This window comes from Catellatospora bangladeshensis, assembly GCF_016862575.1.
Classification (GTDB): domain Bacteria; phylum Actinomycetota; class Actinomycetes; order Mycobacteriales; family Micromonosporaceae; genus Catellatospora; species Catellatospora bangladeshensis.
In genome coordinates, this window is record NZ_BONF01000020.1 from 42,646 (window position 1) to 65,328 (window position 22,683).

Genomic DNA, 22,683 nt, shown 5'->3' on the forward strand with positions numbered 1-22,683 from the left:
CCGCCGCGCGGGGTTTGGCAGAGTGGCGGCTGTGAGCCGCGCAGACCTTGACAAAGAGCCGCACGAGATCGCTTCGATGTTCGACGGGGTGGCGGAGAAGTACGACAAGACCAACTCCGTGCTGTCGTTCGGCCAGGACAAGAGCTGGCGCCGGGCGACCCGGGCCGCGCTGGCGCTCAAGGCCGGCGAGAAGGTGCTCGACCTGGGCGCGGGCACCGGCGTCTCGACCGAGGAGCTGGCCCGCTCGGGCGCGTACGTGGTCGGCGTCGACCTGTCCCTGGGCATGCTGGCCGTGGGACGGCGCGACCGGCCGAAGGTGCCGCTGGTCGCGGGGGACGCGCTGGCGCTGCCGTTCCCGGACGAGACGTTCGACGCGGTGACCACCTCGTTCGTCATCCGCAACGTGGCGAACACGCCCGCCGCGCTGCGCGAGCTGTCCCGGGTCACCAAGCCGGGCGGCCGCCTGGTCATCTGTGAGTTCTCGCACCCGACCAACGGCGCGTTCCGCACCGTCTACCTGCAGTACCTGATGCGCTCGCTGCCCGCGGTGGCGCGCAAGGTGTCGAGCAACCCCGAGGCGTACGTCTACCTCGCCGAGTCCATCCGGGCGTGGCCCGACCAGCGCGAGTTCGCCACGATCATCGGCGAGAACACCTGGTCGCAGGTGAAGTGGCGCAACCTGACCGGCGGCATCGTGGCGCTGCACAAGGCGGTCCGCCCGGCCTGATCCGGCCGTTTGCCGGACACGGCGCGGCGTGCCGCCGCACGATCAGGGCATGGGGTACGACGAGAGCGCGGTGATCGGGTTCCTCGGCGGCGGGTACGGCGAGCCGCCCGTGCGCGTGGCAGACCTGGAGGAGGCGGCCCGCCGCCGCGCCGCCGCCCGCCGCGCCGCGCGCGCCGAGGACACTCCTGACCCTGACCTCGCGCCGCCCGCCGCGCCCGACACCACGCCCGATCCCTGACCGCCCCGCCCTGCCCGCCCCCGCCCCGCCGCAACTCCTGGAGAGTTGCGGCTCGAGCGCGTACGGCGGTGGATTGGGAGCGTTTTCGGGGGGTGATTCATGGTTAGGGTCACCTAACCATTACGGGGTCACGGCGCAGTTCTAGACTGCTCGCCGGACTGGCTTGTGAAGACTTTCACGAGCCCGGAACGAACGTTCAGGTAGAGGTGGAGGTGAGCATGACACCGACCGATATCGATGCCGACGTGATCGTCGTTGGTGCCGGTCCGGGTGGCTCCGCCACCGCGTACCACCTCGCCAAGCACGGTGCGAAGGTGCTGCTGCTGGAGAAGACCGAGTTCCCGCGGGAGAAGGTCTGCGGCGACGGGTTGACCCCGCGCGCGGTCAAGCAGCTGATCGACATGGGCGTGGACGTCCGCCCGGAGGCCGGCTGGCTGCACAACAAGGGCCTGCGCGTGATCGGTGGCGGCGTCCGGCTGGAGCTGGACTGGCCCGACCTGGCCAGCTTCCCCGACTTCGGCCTGGTGCGCACCCGCCTGGACTTCGACGACATGCTCGCGCAGCGCGCCGTCGCCGCCGGGGCCGTCCTGCGGACCGGCCACAACGTGACCGGCCCGGTGCTGGACACCGACGGCCGCGTGGTCGGCGTCGAGGTGAAGACCGCCGAGGGCGTCAAGACGCTGCGCGCGCACCTGGTGGTCGCCGCCGACGGCGTCTCCGGCCGGTTCGCGCTGGCGATGGGCATGGCCAAGCGCGAGGACCGCCCGATGGGCGTGGCCGTGCGCCGCTACTACCGCTGCCCGGCCAAGACCAACGACGACTACCTGGAGTCGTGGCTCGAGCTGCGCAGCCGCGAGGCGGGCAGCGCGCAGCTGCCGGGTTACGGCTGGATCTTCGGGCTGGGCGACGGCCGGGTCAACGTGGGCCTCGGCGTGCTCAACTCGTCGAAGGCGTACCAGCAGACCAACTACCGGCAGATGCTCACCGACTGGCTCGGCGCGACGCCCGAGGAGTGGGGCCTGAACGACGAGGCCAACGCCGAGGGCAAGACGCTGGGCGCGGCCCTGCCGATGGGGTTCAACCGCACGCCCCACTACACGCGGGGCATGATGCTGGTGGGCGACTCGGGCGGCATGGTCAACCCCTTCAACGGCGAGGGCATCGCGTACGCGATGGAATCCGGGCAGCTGGCCGCTGACGTGCTGATCCAGGCGCTGGCCCGCCCGGCGGGCCCGGCCCGGGAGCGCGCGCTGCAGGCGTACGCGACCGAGCTGAAGCGGCGGCTGGGCGGTTACTACCGCGTTGGCGGCATCTTCGTGAAGCTGATCGGGAATCCTCAGGTGATGAAGGTCGCGACGAAGCACGGCATGCCGCACCCGACGCTCATGCGGTTCGTGCTCAAGCTGCTGGCGAACCTCACCGACCAGCGTGACGGGGACGCCATGGACCGCATCATCAATGCCATGTCCCGCGTGGCACCCGCGGTGTAGCGGGCCGCGGGGCGAGGATCTTAACGGACTGCAAGCAGGCGAAACACAACAGTTCACCGGGAAGAAAGGACGCAGGCAGGTGTCGCTCTCCGCGTACGTGCCCATCGTTGGGCTCTTCGCGCTGGCCGCGGCCTTCGGGCTTTTCTCGGTCGCGGCAGCACCCATCATCGGACCCCGCCGCTTCAACAAGGCGAAGCTCGACGCCTACGAGTGCGGCATCGAGCCGACCCCTCAGCCGGTCGGCGGCGGGCGCTTTCCGATCAAGTTCTACCTGACCGCGATGCTCTTCATCGTCTTCGACATCGAGATCATCTTCCTCTACCCGTGGGCGGTCAGCTTCGACCAGTTCGAAGGTGTGTTCGTCTTCGTGGAGATGGTTCTGTTCATCGGCACGGTGTTCGTCGCGTACGCCTACGTATGGCGTCGCGGCGGCCTGGATTGGGACTGACATGGGACTCGAAGAGAAGCTCCCCTCCGGGGTGCTGCTCACCACCGTCCAGGGGCTCGTCAACTGGACCCGTAAGGCCAGCTTCTGGCCGGCCACCTTCGGCCTGGCCTGCTGCGCCATCGAGATGATGGCCTCCGGTGCGGCCCGGTACGACACGGGCCGCTTCGGCATGGAGGTCTTCCGGGCCTCGCCCCGCCAGGCCGACCTGATGATCGTGGCCGGCCGGGTGAGCCAGAAGATGGCCCCGGTGCTGCGCCAGATCTACGACCAGATGCCCGAGCCCCGGTGGGTGCTGTCCATGGGCGTCTGCGCGTCGTCCGGCGGCATGTTCAACAACTACGCGATCGTGCAGGGCGTGGACCACATCGTCCCCGTCGACATGTACCTGCCCGGCTGCCCGCCGAGGCCGGAGATGCTGCTCGACGCGATCCTCAAGCTGCACGACAAGATCCTCGCCGAGCCGCTGGGCGCCGGCGGCCGCAAGATGCTGGCCGCCAAGGAGGCCCGCGAGGGCAAGCCCGTGGTCGCGGCCGGCGCGATGCCGTCGAGCTACCGCTACAACAAGGCGCTGCGCGCCGAGTGGGAGCAGGCCGCCGCCGAGGGCCGCGAGGAGCAGCTGCGGATCCAGAAGTGGATGGAGAAGGGGAACCACCGGTGACTCAGCCTGAGGGACTTTTCGGGGTCACCGGCAGTGGTGACACCTCCGGCTTCGGCGGCCTGGTCCGCAAGCGGCCGGTCCAGCTGGAGGCGCAGCGGCCGTTCGGCGGCTGGTTCGACGAGGTCGTGGACGCGCTGGAGGAGGCCTACCCCGGCTTCGCCGACGCGATCGAGCGCGTGGTCATCGACCGCGGGGAGCTGACCCTGCACATCGTCCCGGCGAAGATCGCCGAGGTGTGCCAGGTCCTGCGCGACGACGAGTCGCTGCGGTACGAGCTGTGCTCGTCGGTGTCCGGCGTCGACTACGTCACCGAGGAGCGCCGCCTGCACGTGGCGTACCACCTCACCTCCATGACCTACCGGCGCCGCATCCGGCTGGAGTGCGCGCTGACCGTCGCGGACCCGCGCCTGCCCAGCGTGACCTCGGTCTACCCGACCGCGGACTGGCAGGAGCGCGAGACGTACGACATGTTCGGCGTCGTCTTCGAGGGCCACCCGAACCTGACCCGGATCCTCATGCCGGACGACTGGGACGGCCACCCCCAGCGCAAGGACTACCCGCTGGGCGGGGTTCCGGTCGAGTACAAGGGCGCCGAGATCCCGCCGCCCGACACGCGGAGGGCTTACCGATGAGTACCCCTGGATACGCGCAGGAGCGCGAGACGACCGAGGGCAAGGTCTTCACGGTCACCGGTGGTGACTGGGACAGCCTGGTCTCGGGCGTGGACCCGATCCACGACGAGCGCATCGTCGTCAACATGGGTCCCCAGCACCCGTCCACGCACGGCGTGCTGCGGCTGGTGCTGGAGCTGGAGGGCGAGACGGTCACCGAGGCGCGCACCGTCGTCGGTTACCTGCACACCGGCATCGAGAAGAACATGGAGTACCGCACCTGGACGCAGGGCTCCACGTTCGTGACCCGGATGGACTACCTCGCCCCGATCTTCAACGAGACGGCGTACAGCCTCGCGGTGGAGAAGCTGCTGGGCATCGAGGACCAGATCACCGACCGGACCACCACCATCCGCGTGCTGATGATGGAGCTGAACCGGATCTCCTCCCACCTGGTGTGGCTGGCGACGACCGGTATGGAGCTCGGCGCGCTGTCGATGATGATCTACGGCTTCCGCGAGCGTGAGTTCATCCTCGACATCTTCGAGATGATCACCGGTCTGCGCATGAACATGGCCTACGTGCGCCCCGGCGGCGTGGCGCAGGACGTGCCGGACGAGGCGGTCCGGAAGATCCGCGAGTTCCTGGGCTTCATGCCCAAGCGGCTCAAGGAGTACGAGGACCTGCTGTCCGGCCAGCCGATCTGGACCGCGCGCACCAAGGGCATCGCGGTGCTCGACGTCACCGGCTGCGTGGCGCTCGGCGTCACCGGCCCGGTGCTGCGCAGCGCCGGCCTGCCCTGGGACCTGCGCAAGACGATGCCGTACTGCGGCTACGAGACGTACGAGTTCGACGTGCCGGTGGCGCAGACCGCCGACGTGTGGGGCCGCTACGAGGTGCGCCTCGCCGAGATGCGCGAGTCGCTGAAGCTGATCGAGCAGGCGCTGGACCGGCTCAAGCCGGGCCCGATCATGGTCGAGGACCGGAAGATCGCCTGGCCGGCGCAGCTCGCGATCGGCAACGACGGCCTCGGCAACTCGCTGGAGCATGTCGCGCACATCATGGGTCAGTCGATGGAGTCGCTGATCCACCACTTCAAGCTGGTCACCGAGGGCTTCCGGGTCCCGGCCGGCCAGGTGTACGTGCCGATCGAGGCGCCGCGCGGCGAGCTGGGCGCGCACGTGGTCTCCGACGGTGGCACCCGGCCGTTCCGGGTCCACATGCGGGAACCCAGCTTCGTGAACCTGCAGGCCATCCCCGCGATGGCCGAGGGCGGCCTGCTGGCCGATGTGATCGCGGGTGGGGCCAGCCTCGACCCGGTGATGGGTGGGTGTGACCGATGACAGCGCCGGAGAAGGCAGTGGACGTGTTCGACCAGGAGACCCGGGACCGGGCGCGCGAGATCGTCGCGCGTTACCCGGAGGGCCGCGAGCGCTCGGCGCTGCTGCCGATGCTGCACCTGGTGCAGTCGGTCGAGGGGTACGTCTCCCCGGCCGGTGTCGCGTTCTGCGCCGAGCAGCTCGGGCTGACCAAGGCGCAGGTCGGCGCGGTAGCCACCTTCTACACCATGTACAAGCGCCGCCCGACCGGTGAGTACCTGGTCAGCGTCTGCACCAACACCATGTGCAACGTGCTCGGCGGCCAGGAGGTCTACGACACGCTGTCCGACGCCCTCGGCGTCGGGCACGACGAGACCACCGAGGACGGGAAGATCACGCTGGAGCACGCCGAGTGCCTCGCCGCGTGCGACTACGGCCCGGTGCTCACGGTCAACTACGACTTCTTCGACAACGTGACCCCGGAGAGCGCGCTCGACGTCGTCGGCAAGCTCAAGTCCGGGCAGCGGCCGATGCCGACCCGCGGCGCCCGGCTGTGCACGCTGAAGGAGATGGCGGTCCAGCTGGCGGGCTTCGCCGACGAGCGCGAGGGCGCGGTCGCGGACGGCCCGGCGGGCGACTCGACGCTGCGCGGCGTACGCCTGGCGCAGCAGCACGGGATCAGCCCGGCCGGCTTCGACATCAACACGCCCATCCCGACTCCCTCGAAGGAGGCGGCGAAGTGAGCACGCCTAGCAAGGCCGTTCTCGAGAAGCTCACGCCGGTTCTGACCAAGCGCTGGCTGTCTCCCGACGCCTGGCGCCTTGACGTGTACGAGCGCCTCGACGGCTACGCGGCCCTGCGCAAGGCGCTGGCCGTGCACCCGGACGACCTGATCGCCCTGATCAAGGACTCCGGCCTGCGCGGCCGCGGCGGCGCGGGCTTCCCGACCGGCCTCAAGTGGGGCTTCATCCCGCAGAACGACGGCAAGCCGCACTACCTGGTCGTCAACGCCGACGAGGGCGAGCCGGGCACCTGCAAGGACCTGCCGCTGATGACGCACGACCCGCACTCGCTGGTCGAGGGCGTCATCATCGGCTCGTACGCGATCCGCGCCAACCGCGCCTACATCTACATCCGCGGCGAGGCGGTGCACGCCGCGCGCCGGCTGCGCCACGCGGTGCAGGAGGCGTACAAGGCCGGTTACCTCGGCAAGAACATCCTGGGCAGCGGGTACGACCTGGACCTGGTGGTGCACTCGGGCGCCGGCGCGTACATCTGCGGCGAGGAGACGGCGCTGCTGGACTCGCTGGAGGGCTTCCGCGGCCAGCCGCGGCTGCGCCCGCCGTTCCCGGCGACGCACGGCCTCTACGCCAGCCCCACCGTCGTCAACAACGTGGGCACCATCGCCAGCGTGCCGTACATCGTGCTGGGCGGCGCGGCCTGGTGGAAGTCGATGGGCACCGAGAAGTCGTCCGGCCCGATGATCTACTCGCTGTCCGGCCGGGTGAAGAACCCGGGGCAGTACGAGTGCTCGATGGGCATCACGCTGCGCGAGCTGATCGAGCTGGCGGGCGGCATGCAGGACGGCCACCAGCTGCGGTTCTGGACCCCGGGCGGCTCGTCGACGCCGCTGCTGACCGGCGACCACATCGACACCGCGATGGACTTCGAGTCGGTCGCCGCGGCGGGCTCGATCCTCGGCACCACCGCCACGCAGATCTTCAGCGACCAGGACTGCCCGGTCTACGCGACCTACCGCTGGCTGGAGTTCTACCACCACGAGTCGTGCGGCAAGTGCACCCCGTGCCGGGAGGGCAACTACTGGATGGTCCGGGTCTACCGGCGCATCCTCTCCGGCGAGGGCACGCTCGAGGACCTCGACACCCTGCTGGACACCGCGAGCAACATCCTGGGCCGCTCGTTCTGCGGTCTCGGTGACGGCGCGACCAGCCCGGTGACCTCCTCGCTGCAGTACTTCAAGCAGGACTACCTGGACTACATCGAGGGTCGCAAGGCGCCGAAGCTCAGCGCCGCCGCCCTGGCAGGAGCGCACTGACAATGAGCCAGGAAGTACAGAAGCACACCGACACCGTCACGCTCACCATCGACGGCATCGAGGTGACCGCGCCCAAGGGCGAGCTGGTCATCCGTACCGCCGAGCGGCTGGGCATCGACATCCCGCGGTTCTGCGACCACCCGCTGCTGGCCCCGGCCGGCGCCTGCCGCCAGTGCCTGGTGGACGTGGAGGGCCAGCGCAAGCCGGTCGCCTCGTGCACCCAGACGGTGGCCGACGGCATGGTGGTGCGCACGCAGCTCACCTCCGAGGTGGCCCGCAAGGCCCAGGAGGGTGTGATGGAGCTGCTGCTCATCAACCACCCGCTGGACTGCCCGATGTGCGACAAGGGCGGCGAGTGCCCGCTGCAGAACCAGGCGATGCAGGTCGGCCGCCCGGAGTCGCGCTTCCACGAGCACAAGCGCGAGTACGAGAAGCCGATCAACATCTCCGCGCAGGTGCTGCTGGACCGCGAGCGCTGCGTGCTCTGCCAGCGCTGCACCCGGTTCTCCGAGGAGATCGCGGGCGACAAGTTCATCGACCTGATGGAGCGCTCGTCCGCCGAGCAGATCAACGTCTACAGCGACAGCTTCTTCGGCGACGACGAGGAGAACGCGCCCGAGGTGCCGTTCAACTCGTACTACTCGGGCAACACGATCCAGATCTGCCCGGTCGGCGCGCTGACCAGCGAGCAGTACCGCTTCCGCGCCCGCCCGTTCGACCTGGTGTCCTCGCCGAGCAAGTGCGAGCACTGCGCGTCGGGCTGCGACATGCGCACCGACCACCGCCGCGGCAAGGTGCTGCGCCGGCTGGCCGGCAACGACCCGCAGGTCAACGAGGAGTGGAACTGCGACAAGGGCCGGTGGGGCTTCCGCTACGCGACCGCCTTCGACCGGCTCACCACCCCGCTGGTGCGCGACGGCAAGACCGGTGAGCTGCGCGAGGCCTCCTGGACCGAGGCGCTGAGCGTCGCGGCCGAGGGCCTGCGGGCCGCCCGCGACGGCGCGTACGGCGTGGGTGTGCTGACCGGCGGCCGGCTGACCGTCGAGGACGCGTACGCGTACGCCAAGTTCACCCGCATCGTGCTGGGCAGCAACGACATCGACTTCCGGGCGCGCCCGCTGTCCGCGGAGGAGGCCGAGTTCCTGGCGTCCTCGGTGGTCGGCGAGCAGCAGGTCACCTACACCGACCTGGAGCAGGCCAAGCACGTGGTGCTGGTCGGCTTCGAGCCGGAGGAGGAGAGCCCGATCGTGCTGCTGCGCCTGCGCAAGGCGGCGGCCAAGGGCAAGCTCAAGGTCACCTCGGTGGCCCCGTTCCTGACCCGCGGCGCGGAGAAGGCCGGCGCGACGCTGGCCGAGTGCGTGCCCGGCCAGGAGCCGGCGGTGCTGTCCAACCTGGAGGGCGTGGACCCGTCCACGGTCGTCCTGGTGGGCGAGCGGCTGGCCACGGTGCGGGGCGGCTACTCGGCCGCGGCGGCGCTGGCCACGCGGACCGGCGCCAAGCTGGCCTGGGTGCCGCGGCGCGCGGGTGACCGCGGCGCGGTCGACGCGGGCTGCCTGCCCAACCTGCTGCCCGGGGGCCGCGCGGTGAGCGAGCCCGCGGCGCGGGCCGAGCTGTCGGCGGCCTGGGGCGTGACCGCGGGCGTGATCCCGAGCGCGGCCGGCCGTGACACCGACGCGATCCTGGCCGCGGCCGCCGCCGGCAAGCTGGGCGCGCTGGTCGTGGCGGGTGTGGACCCGGCCGACCTGGCCGACCCGAAGGCCGCCGAGGAGGCGCTGGACAAGGTCGGCTTCCTGGTCTCGCTGGAGCTGCGGATGAGCGCGGTCTCCCGCCGCGCGAACGTGGTGTTCCCGGTCGCCGCGGCGGCCGAGAAGGCCGGTTCGTACGTGAACTGGGAGGGCCGCCTGCGCACCTACGAGCAGGCGCTGGACACCCCGAACGCGGGTGCCGTGCTGACCGACGCCCGGGTGCTGGACGCCCTGGCCGCGCGGCTGGGCGTCACCCTGGGCACCGCGGACGTGCTGGCGGTCCGCCGGGAGCTGGGCAGCCTGCCCGCGACCGGTGCGCCGCGCCCGTCCGCCCCGGCCGAGGTGGGCGCGGCCGCGCCCGCGCTGAAGCCGAACGAGGCGATCCTGGCCAGCTGGGCGCAGCTGATCGACCTGGGCAGCCTCACCGACGGCGACCAGGTGCTGGCCGGCACCGCCCGCCCGCCGGTGGTGCGCCTGTCGAAGGCCCGCGCCACGGCGCTGGGTGTCGCCGACGGCGACCCGGTGACCGTCGGCACCGCGCGGGGTGCGATCACCCTGCCGGCCGCGATCACCGAGATCGCCGATGACGTCGTCTGGGTTCCGACCAACTCGCCGGGCTCGACCCTGCGCCGCACGCTCGGCGCGGTCCCCGGCGCGGTCGTGACCGTGAGCGGAGGAACGAGCAAATGATCCTCGCCCCTATCGGTTTCCTGGCCGAGGACCCGGAGACCGGCGACCCGACCCTGGTCGACTTCGGGCACGACCCGTGGTGGCTGGTGCTCATCAAGGTGCTGGGCGTCTTCGTCTTCCTCGTGGTGATGACCCTGTTCACCATCTGGTACGAGCGCCGCGTGGTGGCCCGGATGCAGGTGCGTCCCGGCCCGAACCGGCACGGTCCCTTCGGTCTGCTCCAGTCGCTGGCCGACGGCCTGAAGCTGGCGTTCAAGGAAGACATCATGCCGCTCAAGGCGGACAAGGTGGTCTTCTTCATCGCGCCGGTGATCTCGACCGTGTGCGCGTTCACCGCGTTCTCGATCATGCCGTTCGGCCCGTTCGTGTCGATCTTCGGCACGAAGACGCCGCTGCAGCTCACCGACATCTCGGTGGCGGTGCTGCTGGTGCTGGCCTGCTCCGGCATGGGCATCTACGGCATCGTGCTGGGCGGTTGGGCCTCCGGCTCGACCTACCCGCTGCTCGGCGGTCTGCGCTCCAGCGCCCAGCTGATCTCGTACGAGGTCGCCATGGGCCTGTCCTTCGTGGCCGTCTTCATGCTCTCCGGCACGATGAGCACCTCGGAGATCGTCAACGCGCAGGCCACCGGCCACACGCTGCAGCTGCCCTTCGGGAACATCAACATCCCGATCGGCGGCTGGTTCTTCCTGCTGCTGTTCCCGAGCTTCATCATCTACGCCATCTCGGCGGTGGGTGAGACCAACCGCGCACCGTTCGACCTCCCCGAGGCCGAGTCGGAGCTGGTCGGCGGCTTCCACACCGAGTACTCGTCGCTGAAGTTCGCGCTGTTCTTCCTGGCCGAGTACATCAACATGGTGACGGTGTCGGGTCTGTGCGCCACGCTCTTCCTGGGCGGCTGGCGGATGCCGACCTCGTTCGAGAGCTTCGCGCCGTGGATCAACTCCGGCTGGTGGGGCCTGCTGTGGTTCACCATCAAGGTGCTGCTGCTGCTGTTCGTCTTCGTCTGGCTGCGGGGCACGCTGCCCCGGCTGCGCTACGACCAGTTCATGCGGTTCGGCTGGAAGGTCCTCATCCCGGCCAACCTGGTGTGGATCCTGGCCGTGGCCGGCTGGCTGACGCTGCGCAAGTCCAACCTGGGCACCGTGGACCGGCTGATCTTCTTCGGCCTGCCGCTGGCGGTGATCATCCTGCTGGCGCTGTTCTGGCCGCAGAAGGACAAGGAGCCGGAGCTGTCCGTCGAGCAGCAGGTGGCCAAGCGCCCCGAGGGCAGCTTCCCGCTGCCGCCGCTCGACCTGCAGGTGCCGGTCAATCCCCGCGCCAAGCGGCTCACCGCCGAGCGCGAGACCGTAGGCACCGCGACCGAGAAGGAGGTGTGACGTGGGTACGTTCACGGGCGCCGTCAAGGGCTTCGGCGTGACCTTCTCGCACATGTTCAAGAAGACCGTCACCACGCAGTACCCGGAGAAGCCGGACGCGACCGCGCCGCGCTACCACGGCCGGCACATCCTCAACCGGTGGCCGGACGGGCTGGAGAAGTGCATCGGCTGCGAGCTGTGCGCCTGGGCCTGCCCGGCGGACGCGATCTTCGTGGAGGGCGCGGACAACACCGACGAGGAGCGTTTCTCGCCCGGTGAGCGGTACGCCGCCAACTACCAGATCAACTACGCGCGGTGCATCTTCTGCGGCCTGTGCATCGAGGCCTGCCCGACCCGCTCGCTCACCATGAGCAACGAGTACGAGCTGGCCCGGGACAAGCGCACCGATCTGATCTTCACGAAGGAGCAGCTGCTCGCGCCGCTGCTGCCGGGCATGGAGCAGCCTCCGCACCCGATGCGGCTGGGCGACACGGAGAAGGACTACTACCTGGGTGCGGTCACGAACCCGGGCACGTCGGCGGGAGCTGAGACCCGATGACACTCGCAACTACGGTGCTCGCCGCCGCCGGTGAGGTCACGACCGGGGAGAAGTGGGTCTTCTTCCTGCTGGCCCCGGTCGCGGTCATCGGCGCGCTGGGCATGGTGATCGCCCGCAACGCGGTGCACTCCGCGCTGTGGCTGGTGCTGACCATGCTCAGCCTGGGCGTCTTCTACATCGTGCAGGCGGGGCCGTTCATCGGCATGGTGCAGATCATCGTCTACACCGGCGCCATCATGATGCTGTTCCTGTTCGTGCTGATGCTCGTCGGCCGGGACGCCTCCGACTCGGTGATCGAGACGCTGCGCGGCCAGAAGGTCGTCGCGATCATCCTCGGCGTCGGCCTGGCGGGCCTGCTCGGCACCGGCCTCTACCGCGCCCTGCAGGGTGTGGCGCCGGCCGGGCTGGAGGGCGCCAACGCCAACGGCAACGTGCAGGGCATCGCCTCGCTGTTGTTCACCAAGTACGTCTACATCTTCGAGGTCACCTCGGCGCTGCTCATCACGGCGGCGGTCGGCGCGATGATCCTGGCCCACCGCGAGCGGGCCGAGGGCGAGCGGGTCGGCCAGGCCGCCAAGATGCGCGAGCGCTTCCTGCCGGGCAACTACCCCGGCCCGAAGCCCGGCCCCGGTGTCTTCGCGAACTCCACCTCGGTGGCCACCCCGGCGAAGCTGCCGGACGGGTCCCCGGCCGAGCGGAGCCTCTCGCCGATCCTGCCGACGCGTGAGCTCACCCCGGCCGAGATCGCCAACAAGCACACCGAGGGGAAGTGACCCGTGACCCCCGTCTACTACATCGTGCTGGCCGCCGTGCTGTTCAGCATCGGCGCGGTCGGCGTCCTGATCCGGCGTAACGCCATCGTGCTGTTCATGTGCGTGGAGCTGATGCTCAACGCCGCGAACCTCGCGCTGGTCACCTTCGCCCGGATGAACGGGACGCTCGACGGCCAGGTGATGGCGTTCTTCTCGATGGTGGTCGCCGCGGCCGAGGTCGTGGTCGGTCTGGCCATCATCATGTCGATCTTCCGGACGCGACGCTCGGCGAGCGTCGACGACGCGAACCTGCTGAAGTACTGAGGCTGACATGGAAGTGAACCTGATGCCTGCCGAAGCGGTGCAGGCGCCCGTCGTCTATGCGTCGGCCACGGGCCTGCTCTCGTACATGTGGCTGCTCATCGCCCTCCCGGCGATCGGCGCGCTGATCCTGCTGCTGTTCGGCCGCTGGACGGACAAGTGGGGCCACTGGCTCGGCTGCGCGACGGTGCTCGGCTCGTTCGTGCTCGGCCTGAGCATGTTCTTCCAGCTGCGCGACCTGCCCAACCGGGCCGTGCAGCAGGATCTCTACAGCTTCATCCCGGTGGGCAACCTGCAGGTCGACTTCGGCCTGCTGTTCGACCCGCTGTCGGCGTGCTTCGTGCTGCTGATCACGGGCGTGGGCTTCCTGATCCACATCTACGCCACCGGGTACATGGCTCACGACGAGGGCCGCCGCCGCTTCTTCGGGTACTTCAACCTGTTCATCGCGGCGATGCTGCTGCTGGTCCTCGGCAACAACTTCGTCATGCTGTACTTCGGCTGGGAGGGCGTCGGTCTGGCGTCGTACCTGCTGATCTCCTTCTGGTACGGCCGGCCGTCCGCGGCCACCGCCGGCAAGAAGGCGTTCATCATGAACCGCGTCGGCGACGCGGGCCTGGTGATCGCCATCTTCCTGATGTTCTTCCAGTTCGGCTCGGTCAACTACGACGTCGTGTTCAGCGAGGTCGGCCTGCTGTCCGGCACCACGGTGCTGATCCTGGGCCTGCTCCTGCTGCTCGGCGCGTGCGGCAAGTCCGGCCAGTTCCCGCTGCAGGCGTGGCTGCCCGACGCGATGGAGGGCCCGACCCCGGTCTCGGCCCTGATCCACGCCGCGACGATGGTGACCGCCGGTGTCTACCTGATCGCCCGCTCCAACCCGATCTTCTCGGCGAACCTGACGCTGCAGACGGTCGTGGTCAGCGTGGGCGCGCTGACCCTGCTGCTGGGCTGCGTCATCGGCTCGGCCAAGGACGACATCAAGCGGGTGCTCGCCTGGTCGACCGTGTCGCAGATCGGCTACATGTTCCTGGGCGTCGGGCTCGGCGGCGGCGCGTACGCGCTGGCCATCATCCACCTGCTGGCGCACGGCTTCTTCAAGGCCAACATGTTCCTCGGCGCCGGCTCGGTCATGCACGGCATGAACGACCAGGTGGACATCCGCCGCTTCGGCGGGCTGTGGAAGTACATGCGCATCACCTGGCTCACCTTCATGATGGGCTGGCTGGCGATCATCGGCATCCCGCCGCTGAGCGGCTTCTTCACCAAGGAGCCGATCATCGTGGCCGCGTTCGCGCGGCCCGGCTGGACCGGCTGGCTCTACGGCCTGGCGGCGCTGATCGGCGCGGGTCTCACCGCGTTCTACATGACCCGCCTGTTCATCCTGACCTTCCACGGCCCGAAGCGGTGGACCACCGCCAAGGAGGGCTCGGTCGACCAGCACCCGCACGAGTCGCCGCTGGTCATGACGATCCCGCTGATCCTGCTGGCGCTCGGCTCGATCGCGGCCGGCTGGCTGATGGCCTCGCCGGTGGCGCAGTGGCTCACCCCCGTGCTCGGCCCGGCCACGGAGGAGCACCCGAAGATCGGCCACACGCTGCTCACGGTGCTCAGCATCGTGCTGACCCTGGCCGGTGCGGGCCTGGCGTACGCCCTGTTCCGCAACGGCACCGCGCTGGTCCCGCAGCCCGCTGGCCCGGTGGTCACCGCCGCCCGCAACAACCTCTACACCGACGCCTTCAACGAGGCCGTGTTCGAGAAGCCGGGCAACTGGCTCACCCGCGCACTGGTCTTCGTCGACAACAAGGGCGTCGACGGCCTGGTCAACGGACTCGCCGCGCTGGTCGGCGGGGGCTCGGGCCGGCTGCGGCGGCTGCAGACCGGCTTCGTGCGGTCCTACGCGCTCTCGATGCTTCTCGGCGCGGTGCTGGTGCTCGGCGCCTTCGCCGCGGTGCAGCTCGGCTGGATGGGATAACGATGAAATACCTGTCAATCCTGACCCTGGCGCCGCTGGTCGGCGCGCTGGTGGTCGCGTTCGTCCCGCGAAACAAGCCGCAGCTGGCCAAGCAGCTGGCGCTGCTCGTCTCGCTGGTGGTGCTCGGCGTGGCGGTCGCGGCCTGGTTCGCGTTCGACTCCGGCGACACCGCCCAGCGGCTGCAGCTGCAGGAGTCCTACACCTGGATCCCGGCGTGGGGCGCGAAGTTCTCGTTCGGCATCGACGGCATCGCGCTGGTGATGCTGGCGCTGACCGCGGTGCTCACCCCGCTGGTGATCCTGGCCAGCTGGCACGACGCCGAGCGCAGCAAGCGCAGCGTCCCGGCGTACTTCGCGCTGCTGCTGGCGCTCGAGGGCACGATGATCGGCACCTTCGCCGTCTCCGACGTGCTGCTCTTCTACCTCTTCTTCGAGGTCATGCTGGTGCCGATGTACTTCATCATCGGCTCGTTCGGCAGTGACGTGCCGGCCAAGCAGCGCCAGTACGCCGCGGTGAAGTTCTTCCTGTACTCGCTGGTCGGCGGTCTGTTCATGCTGGCCGCGGTCATCGGCATGTGGGTGCTGGGCGGCCACACCTTCGACTGGCAGACGCTGACGAACGCGGAGTTCTCCACCATCGCGCAGCGCTGGCTGTTCCTCGGCTTCTTCATCGCGTTCGCCATCAAGGCGCCGTTCTTCCCGTTCCACACCTGGCTGCCGGACGCGGGCGGGGCGGCTCCGGCCGGCGCCGCCGCGTTGCTGGTCGGCGTGATGGACAAGATCGGCACCTTCGGCATCCTGCGCTACTGCCTCCCGCTGTTCCCGGAGGCGTCGCGCTGGTTCGCGCCGTGGGCGATCGCGCTGTCGCTGGTGGGCATCATCTACGCCGCGCTGCTGGCGGTCGGCCAGAACGACCTCAAGCGGCTGGTCAGCTACACGTCGATCGCGCACTTCGGCTTCATCGGCATCGGCATCTTCGCCTTCACCTTCCAGGCCGGCTCCGGCGCGGTGCTGTACATGGTCAACCACGGTCTCGCCACCGGCCTGCTGTTCCTGGTCGTCGGCATGTTCGTGGCGCGCCGCGGCAGCACCCTGGTGACCGACTTCGGCGGCGCGGGCAAGCTCATGCCGCTGCTGGCGGGCATCTTCTTCATCGCCGGCATGGCGTCGCTGGCGCTGCCGGGCCTGGCCCCGTTCGTCAGCGAGTTCCTGGTGCTGCTGGGCGTGTTCACGGTGAACAAGACGGTGGCCGTGATCGCGACTGTCGGCATCATCCTGGCCGCGGCATACGTGCTGTGGATGATCCAGCGCACCACCCAGGGCAACCTGAACCCGGCGCTGGCCGACGTCGCCCCGATGAAGAAGGACCTGAACCTGCGCGAGGGCATCATCGTCGCGCCGCTCATCGTCCTGCTCATCGTGCTCGGCTTCTACCCCAAGCCGGTGCTCGACGTGATCAACCCGGCGGTGCAGGCCACGCTGTCTGACGTGGTCACCCCGGAGCGGGCCGATCCGGCGCCCGCCACCTCCACTGTGGAAGCAGGAAAGTGACCATGGGAGAAACAGTCCTCAAGCTGCCCGCGCTGGACTACGCAGCGCTGGCGCCGATGCTGATCCTCTTCTTCGCGGCCTGCCTCGGGGTGCTCGTCGAGGCGTTCGCGCCGCGGGGCTGGCGTAACCCGATCCAGCTGGTGTGGAGCCTGCTGGCGCTGGTCGCCGCGCTGGTCGCGGTCGTGCTGCGGGTCCCGGACGTGACCGCCGAGAACGCGCAGACCGCCGTGGCGGCGGTCTCGATCGACCAGGCGGGCCTGTTCCTGCAGGGCGCCATCCTGGTGCTGGGCATCGTGTCGATGCTGCTGTTCGGCGAGCGCACGCTGGAGAACGGCGGCCCGTTCGTGGCCCAGGCGGCGATCACCGTCGGCTCGGAGCCGGACCGCCGCCAGGCGGCCCGTGAGCCGGGCGCGACCGAGGTCTACCCGCTGGTGCTGTTCGCCGTCGGCGGCATGATGCTCTTCGTCACCGCGAACGACCTGCTGGTCATGTTCGTGGCGCTGGAGGTCTTCTCCCTGCCGCTGTACCTGCTCTGCGCGCTGGCCCGCCGCAAGCGGCTGCTGTCGCAGGAGGCCGCGCTCAAGTACTTCCTGCTCGGCGCGTACGCCTCGGCGTTCTTCCTGTTCGGCGTGGCGCTGGTGTACGGCTACGCGGGCGCGGTCGACTTCCGCACCATCCACACCGCGATCGGCGCCGGCACCGGCAACATCGTGCTGCTGCTGATCGGCCTGGCCATGCTCGCCATCGGCCTGCTGTTCAAGGCCGCCGCGGCGCCGTTCCACGTGTGGACGCCGGACGTGTACCAGGGCGCGCCGACGCCGGTCACCGCCTTCATGGCGGCCTGCACCAAGGTCGCCGCGTTCGGCGGCCTGGCCCGCGTGCTGTACGTCGGCTTCGACCGCACGGCCTGGGACTACACCCCGGTGCTGGGCGTCATCGCGGTGCTGACCATGCTGCTCGGCGCGATCCTGGCGGTCACCCAGACCGACCTCAAGCGCCTGCTGGCCTACTCGTCCATCGCCAACGCCGGCTACCTGCTGGTCGGTGTGCTCGGCGGCGGCCGCGAGGGCCTGTCCAGCATGATGTTCTACCTGGTGGCGTACGGCTTCCTGGTGATCGCCGCGTTCGCGATGCTGACCCTGGTGCGCGACGCCGACGGCGAGGCCACCCACCTGTCCCGGTGGGCCGGGCTGGGCAAGCGTTCGCCGCTGTTCGCGGGCATCTTCACGTTCCTGCTGCTGGCCTTCGCGGGCATCCCGCTGACCAGCGGCTTCACCGCCAAGTTCGCGGTGTTCGGGGCGGCCATGGGCGGCAACCAGACCTGGCTGGTGCTCTTCGGCGTGCTGAGCAGCATCATCCTGGCCTTCCCGTACCTGCGGGTGGTGGTGATGATGTGGCTGAGCGAGCCCGGTGAGACCACGCCCAGCGTGTCCATCCCCGGCGCGCTCACCTCGGCCGCATTGATGATCGGCGTACTGGTGACGCTGGTGCTCGGCGTCTGGCCGAGCCCGGTCATCGAGCTGGCCAACAGCGCGTCCGACTTCATCCGGTAGGTCCAGGCGATTTCCGAAGCTCCCCCCGTGCTGCCGTCAGGGCGATGGGGGGAGCTTCGATCATGTCGACGGCATGTGGCATCGTGAGAGCGTGGTGAGCAGCGTGAACGGTCATACCGCCCGAAGCACCGGTGTCCGCTTCGAGGACCCGGCCCTGGAGGCGTCGGTCCTGGCGAACCTGGAGCTGGTGGAGCGGCGCCTGCACGAGTGCGTCGAATCCGCGGACCCCTTCGTCACCGAGGCGGCCAAGCACCTGCTGGAGGCGGGCGGCAAGCGCTTCCGGCCGATGCTCGTCGCGGTGTGCGCGCACTTCGGCGACCCGACCGCGCCGGAGCTGGTGGACGCCGCCGCGGTGCTGGAGCTGACGCATGTCGCGACGCTCTACCACGACGACGTGATGGACGAGGCGCTGATGCGCCGCGGCACGCCCAGCGCCAACGCCCGCTGGGGCAACTCGCTGGCCATCCTCGTCGGCGACTTCCTCTTCTCCCGCGCCGCCGAGCTGGCCGCCGGGCTGGGCCCGGACGCGGTGCGCATCCAGGCGCAGACCTTCGCCCAGCTCGTGCACGGCCAGATCGCCGAGACGGTCGGCCCGCGCGACGCCGACCCGATCGAGCACCACCTCAAGGTGCTGGCGGGCAAGACCGGCTCGCTGATGGCCACCTGCGCCACCTTCGGCGGCATGTTCTCCGGTGCGCCCGAGGCGACCACCAAGGCGCTCACCACGTACGCGGAGGTCCTCGGGCTGGCCTTCCAGCTCTCCGACGACCTGCTGGACATCTCCAGCGACAGCTCGGACTCGGGCAAGACGCCCGGCACCGACCTGCGCGAGGGCGTGCCCACGCTGCCGGTGCTGTACGCGCTGGCGTCGCAGGACAGCGACCCGGCCGCGGTGCGGCTGCGCCAGATCCTCGCCGACGGGCCGGTGACCGACGACGCGCTGCATGCCGAGGCGCTGGAGCTGCTGCGCGACAGCGTGGCGCTCAAGCGCGCCCGGCAGACCGTGCGCGGGTACGCCGACCAGGCCCGCGCCCAGCTCCAGGGCCTGCCCCAGATCCCGGCCCGTGACGCCCTCGAATCCCTCTGCGACGTCCTCGCCGACAGGATCGCTTAGTCGCCCTGCTTCGCCACGCCCGCCCCGCTGGCGCGACTCTCAGGAGTCGTGACAACGGGGCGAGTGTTTTGTGCCAAGTCGTTCGGAGATGCGCGGGAAGGGTCCCGCGAGGGCGTACACCGTCGTCATAGGATCGAGGGATTTCGTTGGGTTTCGGCCCTTCACCTCAGGCGTGCATTTGCATATCGTAGGTGCGACTGCCTGGAGGTGACGGTGCGAGATTCAGCGGTCCCGCCATCGGACATGGTCAGCAGCGTCGCGCGGGCGCTGCGCGTGCTGGAGGTGGTGGGCGAGTCGCCCACCGGGCTGTCCCCCAAGCAGATCGCCCGGCGCTGCGACATCACCATCGCCGCCGCGTACCGGATGCTGCGTACCCTCGCCCACCAGGGCTACGTGATGCGCCGCGCGGACGGGGCGTACACGCTCGGCCTGGCGGTCGCCGACCGCTTCCGGGAGCTGGTGACCGCGATGCGCGGCCCGGCCGAGGTCGGCACGGTGCTGCGCCGGGCGAGCGCCGAGATCGGCTACAGCCACTACCTGGGCAGCTTCGTGGACGGCCGGATCGCCATCACCGCCGTGGCCGAGGGCTCCCGGTCGCCGCACGTCGAGGACCTCGTGCCCGGCTTCGACGAGGGCGCGCACGCGACCGCCCTGGGCAAGAGCCTGCTGGCGACCCTCGACCCCAACCAGCGCGAGCGATACCTCAAGGAGCACGGCATGCGGGCCTTCACCCAGGCCACGCTGCGTTCCCCGGCGGCGCTCGACGCCGACCTCGCGGCGGGCATGCGCCGCGGCATGCAGGTGGAGATCGGGCAGTTCCGGCCCGGGGTGGCCTGCGTGTCGGTGTCCGTGCAGACGGCAGGCGAGCTGAGCCAGCGCTTCGTGGTGGCCTGTGCCCTGCCCGCCGTCGACCTGGTGAAGCAGGCCCCCGTCATCCGCGAGCGCCTCCACACCACGGCCCGCGCCCTCAAGGCCGCCCTCACCGCCCCGGCCACCACCACCCCTACCGCCGCCGCCGCCTGACCCGCCGCGTGTGCTGGTGCAGTTTCGGGGAAACTGCTGTGCCCGCCGCCTTGATTCGTGCAGTTTCCCCGAAACTGCGAACGACGCCCTGCGGCGTGAGCGTGAGCCCGTGAGCGGCGAAGCCCCGCCCGGCGCCCGGAGTGGTCCGGGGGAGGCGGGGCGGGGCTTCGGGTGGGGACGGGGTGGGTCAAGCGCCGATCGGGCGGCCGTCGAGACGCCAGACGCCGACGATGCCGGGCTTGGCGTAGTCGCCGTCGGGCCAGGTGCTGGCGGGCTTGTCCATGGACGCGCCGCTGACCTCGCCCGGGTGCTGCGGGGCCACGAACACGGTCCGGTTGTCCACGCTGATGAACGGCCCGCACGCCTCGGCGCCGCGGGGCACGGTCAGGAACTGCTTCAGGTGCCCGGCCTCGGGGCCGGTCAGCGCGGTCGCGAAGAGGCCGTCGTTGGTGCCCAGCGCGTTGCCGTCGGTGGAGATCCACAGGTTGCCGGCGGCGTCGAAGGCGAGGTTGTCGGGGCAGGAGATCGGCGAGACCTTGGTCTTGTCGTACCCCATGAAGTAGGTCGACGGATCGGCCGGGTCCCCGCACACGATCGGGACCGCCCAGGTGAACGTGGTGCCGGTGTGGTCGCCGCCGTCCTCGGTGATCTCGAAGATGTGCCCGTGCTTGTTGCCGTTGCGCGGGTTGGCCTCGTCGGCCGGCGCGTTGCGCCCGCCGGTGGTGCCGCGGGCAGTGTTGTTGGTCAGCGCGGCGTAGATCCTGCCGGTGACCGGGTTCGGCTCGACGTCCTCGGGCCGGTCCATCTTGGTCGGGTTGACCAGGTCGGCGGCCAGGCGGGTGTGCACCAGCACCTGCTCCACGGTCCAGCCGGCCACGTGCGACACGCCGTCCTTGACCAGCGGGATCCAGACGCCGGTGCCGTTGAACGCACCGTCGCTGGGCAGCTTGCCGGTGCCGTCGATCTCGGCGGCGCTGGTGTAGCCGAGGCGGGCCACGTACAGGTCGCCGGACTCCAGCAGGGTCAGGTTCTGCTTGCGGGCCCACCACGAGTCGCCGCGCGCGATCCGGTTGCGGGAGACGAACTTGTAGATGTAGTCGTGCCGCTCGTCGTCACCCATGTACGCCACCACGTGCCCGCTCCTGGCGACGATGACGTTGGCGCCCTCGTGCTTGAAGCGGCCCAGCGCGGTGTGCTTGCGCGGGGTCGAGTCCGGGTCGAACGGGTCGACCTCCACGATCCAGCCGTGGCGGTTGATCTCGTTGGGGTTCGCGGTCAGGTCGAAGCGCGCGTCGACCCGGTCCCACTTGCGCGAGCCGCTGGGGTAGCGGGCCGTGGTGGAGACGCCGTAGCGGGCCAGCGACGCCTTGGCGTCCGCCGGTGCGCCGTCGCCGCCGACGAAGTACTGGTTCCAGTTCTCCTCGCCGGACAGCACGGTGCCCCACGGGGTGACGCCGCCCGCGCAGTTGTTGAACGTGCCGATCACCTTGCGGCCGGTCGGGTCGGCCGCGGTCCGCAGCGACGCCGAGCCCGCCGCCGGGCCGGTCATCGCGAAGACCGTGGACAGCCCGGTGATACGCCGGTTGTACGCCCGCCGCCCGCGCGAGACCACCGTCCACTGCCCGGTGCGCCCGACCCGCTCCAGCTCGACGACCGACATGCCGTGCGCGGCGATGGTGGCCTTGATCTGGTCCGGGGTGAGCGCGTCCAGGCCGGTGAAGCCCGGGAACATCAGCTCCTCGTTGGTGTACTCGTGGTTGCAGACCAGCAGGGCCCGGTCGCCGCCCCGGCCCAGCGGCAGCACCGCGACGAAGTCGTTGTTGTAGCCGAACTGCTTCGACTGGCTCGCGCCCGTCTGCTCGGCCGGGTCGAAATCGGCCGCGCCCGGCACCACCTCGTCACCCCAGCGGATGATCACGTTGTGGTCGTACCCGTTGGGCACCACCAGGTTGTCCAGCGTGTTCGGCGGGATCGGAGAGAACGTCAGCGCGGCGGGCCTGCCGGTGCGGGTCAGCGACCCGGTGGAGAAGCCCTCGGCCGCGCCGCCGTCACCGCCCTCGGCGAAGGCGGGCGCCGCGGCGACACCGGCTCCGGCGGCGGCACCGGCGAAGCCGAGCGCCAGCGCACCGGCCGAACCGGCCCGCAGCACCCCGCGACGGCTCACCTCGGCCTGCACGACGTCGCTGAAGTGTGCGTTGGCCGAGGTGTTCGGCGCCGGGTGGTCGCACGCGTTGCCGCAGCGGTAGAGGCAGGTCATGGACGACCGGCTGCCTCCGCTGTGGCCGTCCCCGCCGAGCAGGGGGAGCCGGCGGCGGGATTCGTTCATGGGAGCTTCCTCCGTACGTGAAGGGTCGACGGATCGTGCCGTCGCCCGCAACGTAAGGAGCGCAGGTGAGCCAGTTTCGGCCCCGCAATGAACACCCCATGAACACCGCCTGGCAGTCGCCCCGGCGCCTAGATCGTCCGACTTGCCAGGCAAGTGGGCGTATGCGCGGCCAA

Annotated in this window: 18 protein-coding genes and 2 pseudogenes; 19 read left to right on the top strand and 1 reads right to left on the bottom strand. The window is 70.1% G+C overall.

From position 1 onward, the window contains the following. The first annotated feature begins 31 nt into the window (after nt 1–31). The 19 genes and pseudogenes from Cba03nite_RS18645 (at nt 32) to Cba03nite_RS18735 (ending at nt 20,184) form a co-directional block, all read left to right on the top strand. Entirely contained in the window at nt 32–727 is a 696-nt protein-coding gene (locus Cba03nite_RS18645; protein WP_203747593.1) for a demethylmenaquinone methyltransferase, read from the top strand. A gap of 49 nt (nt 728–776) precedes the next feature. Next, the gene (locus tag Cba03nite_RS18650; protein WP_203747595.1) at nt 777–965 is read left to right on the top strand and encodes a hypothetical protein; all 189 of its coding nucleotides are present in this window, start codon (nt 777–779) and stop codon (nt 963–965) included. 218 nt (nt 966–1,183) lie between these two features. Then, nucleotides 1,184–2,455 carry a geranylgeranyl reductase family protein gene (locus tag Cba03nite_RS18655; RefSeq protein WP_203747597.1) on the top strand — a complete coding sequence of 424 codons (1,272 nt, stop codon included), beginning with the start codon at nt 1,184–1,186 and terminating at the stop codon, nt 2,453–2,455. 79 nt (nt 2,456–2,534) lie between these two features. Beyond that, on the top strand, nt 2,535–2,903 hold the full coding sequence (locus Cba03nite_RS18660; protein ID WP_239125852.1) for an NADH-quinone oxidoreductase subunit A: 369 nt from the start codon (nt 2,535–2,537) through the stop codon (nt 2,901–2,903). Nucleotide 2,904: 1 nt separating this feature from the next. Beyond that, nucleotides 2,905–3,561: a NuoB/complex I 20 kDa subunit family protein gene (locus Cba03nite_RS18665; protein ID WP_203747601.1), complete on the top strand. Its 657-nt coding sequence runs from the start codon at nt 2,905–2,907 to the stop codon at nt 3,559–3,561. Beyond that, complete coding sequence (locus tag Cba03nite_RS18670; protein WP_346112560.1) at nt 3,534–4,193, top strand: NADH-quinone oxidoreductase subunit C; 660 nt, start codon at nt 3,534–3,536, stop codon at nt 4,191–4,193. Before Cba03nite_RS18665 ends, Cba03nite_RS18670 begins: the two co-directional genes overlap by 28 nt. Beyond that, nucleotides 4,190–5,515, top strand: a complete 1,326-nt coding sequence (locus tag Cba03nite_RS18675; protein WP_203747605.1) for an NADH-quinone oxidoreductase subunit D — start codon at nt 4,190–4,192, stop codon at nt 5,513–5,515. The genes Cba03nite_RS18670 and Cba03nite_RS18675 overlap by 4 nt, the downstream gene beginning before the upstream one ends. 17 nt (nt 5,516–5,532) lie before the next feature. Next, nucleotides 5,533–6,204: pseudogene (gene nuoE, locus Cba03nite_RS18680) on the top strand (NADH-quinone oxidoreductase subunit NuoE); the annotation flags it as partial. Between the two features lie 26 nt (nt 6,205–6,230). Beyond that, nucleotides 6,231–7,547 (top strand): NADH-quinone oxidoreductase subunit NuoF, encoded by a 1,317-nt coding sequence (gene nuoF, locus Cba03nite_RS18685; protein ID WP_203747607.1) that lies wholly within the window; start codon nt 6,231–6,233, stop codon nt 7,545–7,547. Nucleotides 7,548–7,549: 2 nt separating this feature from the next. Next, nucleotides 7,550–9,982: an NADH-quinone oxidoreductase subunit G gene (locus tag Cba03nite_RS18690; RefSeq protein ID WP_203747609.1), complete on the top strand. Its 2,433-nt coding sequence runs from the start codon at nt 7,550–7,552 to the stop codon at nt 9,980–9,982. Between the two features lie 11 nt (nt 9,983–9,993). Then, nucleotides 9,994–11,361, top strand: coding sequence for an NADH-quinone oxidoreductase subunit NuoH (gene nuoH / locus Cba03nite_RS18695; RefSeq protein WP_373315759.1), 1,368 nt, complete (start codon nt 9,994–9,996; stop codon nt 11,359–11,361). Nucleotide 11,362: 1 nt separating this feature from the next. Further along, nucleotides 11,363–11,890, top strand: a pseudogene (nuoI, locus tag Cba03nite_RS18700) (NADH-quinone oxidoreductase subunit NuoI); the annotation flags it as partial. 5 nt (nt 11,891–11,895) lie between these two features. Beyond that, a complete protein-coding gene (locus Cba03nite_RS18705) occupies nt 11,896–12,672 on the top strand; it encodes an NADH-quinone oxidoreductase subunit J (RefSeq protein WP_203747616.1) in 777 nt (258 codons plus the stop codon). A gap of 3 nt (nt 12,673–12,675) precedes the next feature. Beyond that, complete coding sequence (gene nuoK, locus Cba03nite_RS18710; protein WP_203747619.1) at nt 12,676–12,975, top strand: NADH-quinone oxidoreductase subunit NuoK; 300 nt, start codon at nt 12,676–12,678, stop codon at nt 12,973–12,975. A 7-nt stretch (nt 12,976–12,982) separates the two neighbouring features. Further along, complete coding sequence (gene nuoL / locus Cba03nite_RS18715) at nt 12,983–14,944, top strand: NADH-quinone oxidoreductase subunit L (protein WP_203747621.1); 1,962 nt, start codon at nt 12,983–12,985, stop codon at nt 14,942–14,944. Between the two features lie 2 nt (nt 14,945–14,946). Then, on the top strand, nt 14,947–16,494 hold the full coding sequence (locus Cba03nite_RS18720; RefSeq protein WP_203747629.1) for an NADH-quinone oxidoreductase subunit M: 1,548 nt from the start codon (nt 14,947–14,949) through the stop codon (nt 16,492–16,494). A 2-nt stretch (nt 16,495–16,496) separates the two neighbouring features. Further along, nucleotides 16,497–18,047, top strand: coding sequence for an NADH-quinone oxidoreductase subunit NuoN (gene nuoN, locus Cba03nite_RS18725; RefSeq protein ID WP_203747631.1), 1,551 nt, complete (start codon nt 16,497–16,499; stop codon nt 18,045–18,047). 73 nt (nt 18,048–18,120) lie between these two features. Continuing rightward, a complete protein-coding gene (locus Cba03nite_RS18730; RefSeq protein WP_203747633.1) occupies nt 18,121–19,161 on the top strand; it encodes a polyprenyl synthetase family protein in 1,041 nt (346 codons plus the stop codon). A 213-nt stretch (nt 19,162–19,374) separates the two neighbouring features. Beyond that, nucleotides 19,375–20,184, top strand: coding sequence for an IclR family transcriptional regulator (locus Cba03nite_RS18735; protein WP_346112551.1), 810 nt, complete (start codon nt 19,375–19,377; stop codon nt 20,182–20,184). 187 nt (nt 20,185–20,371) lie between these two features. On the opposite strand, the gene Cba03nite_RS18740 is transcribed toward Cba03nite_RS18735, so the two are convergent. Continuing rightward, entirely contained in the window at nt 20,372–22,510 is a 2,139-nt protein-coding gene (locus Cba03nite_RS18740) for a PhoX family protein (protein WP_203747635.1), read from the bottom strand. Nucleotides 22,511–22,683 lie beyond the last annotated feature (173 nt).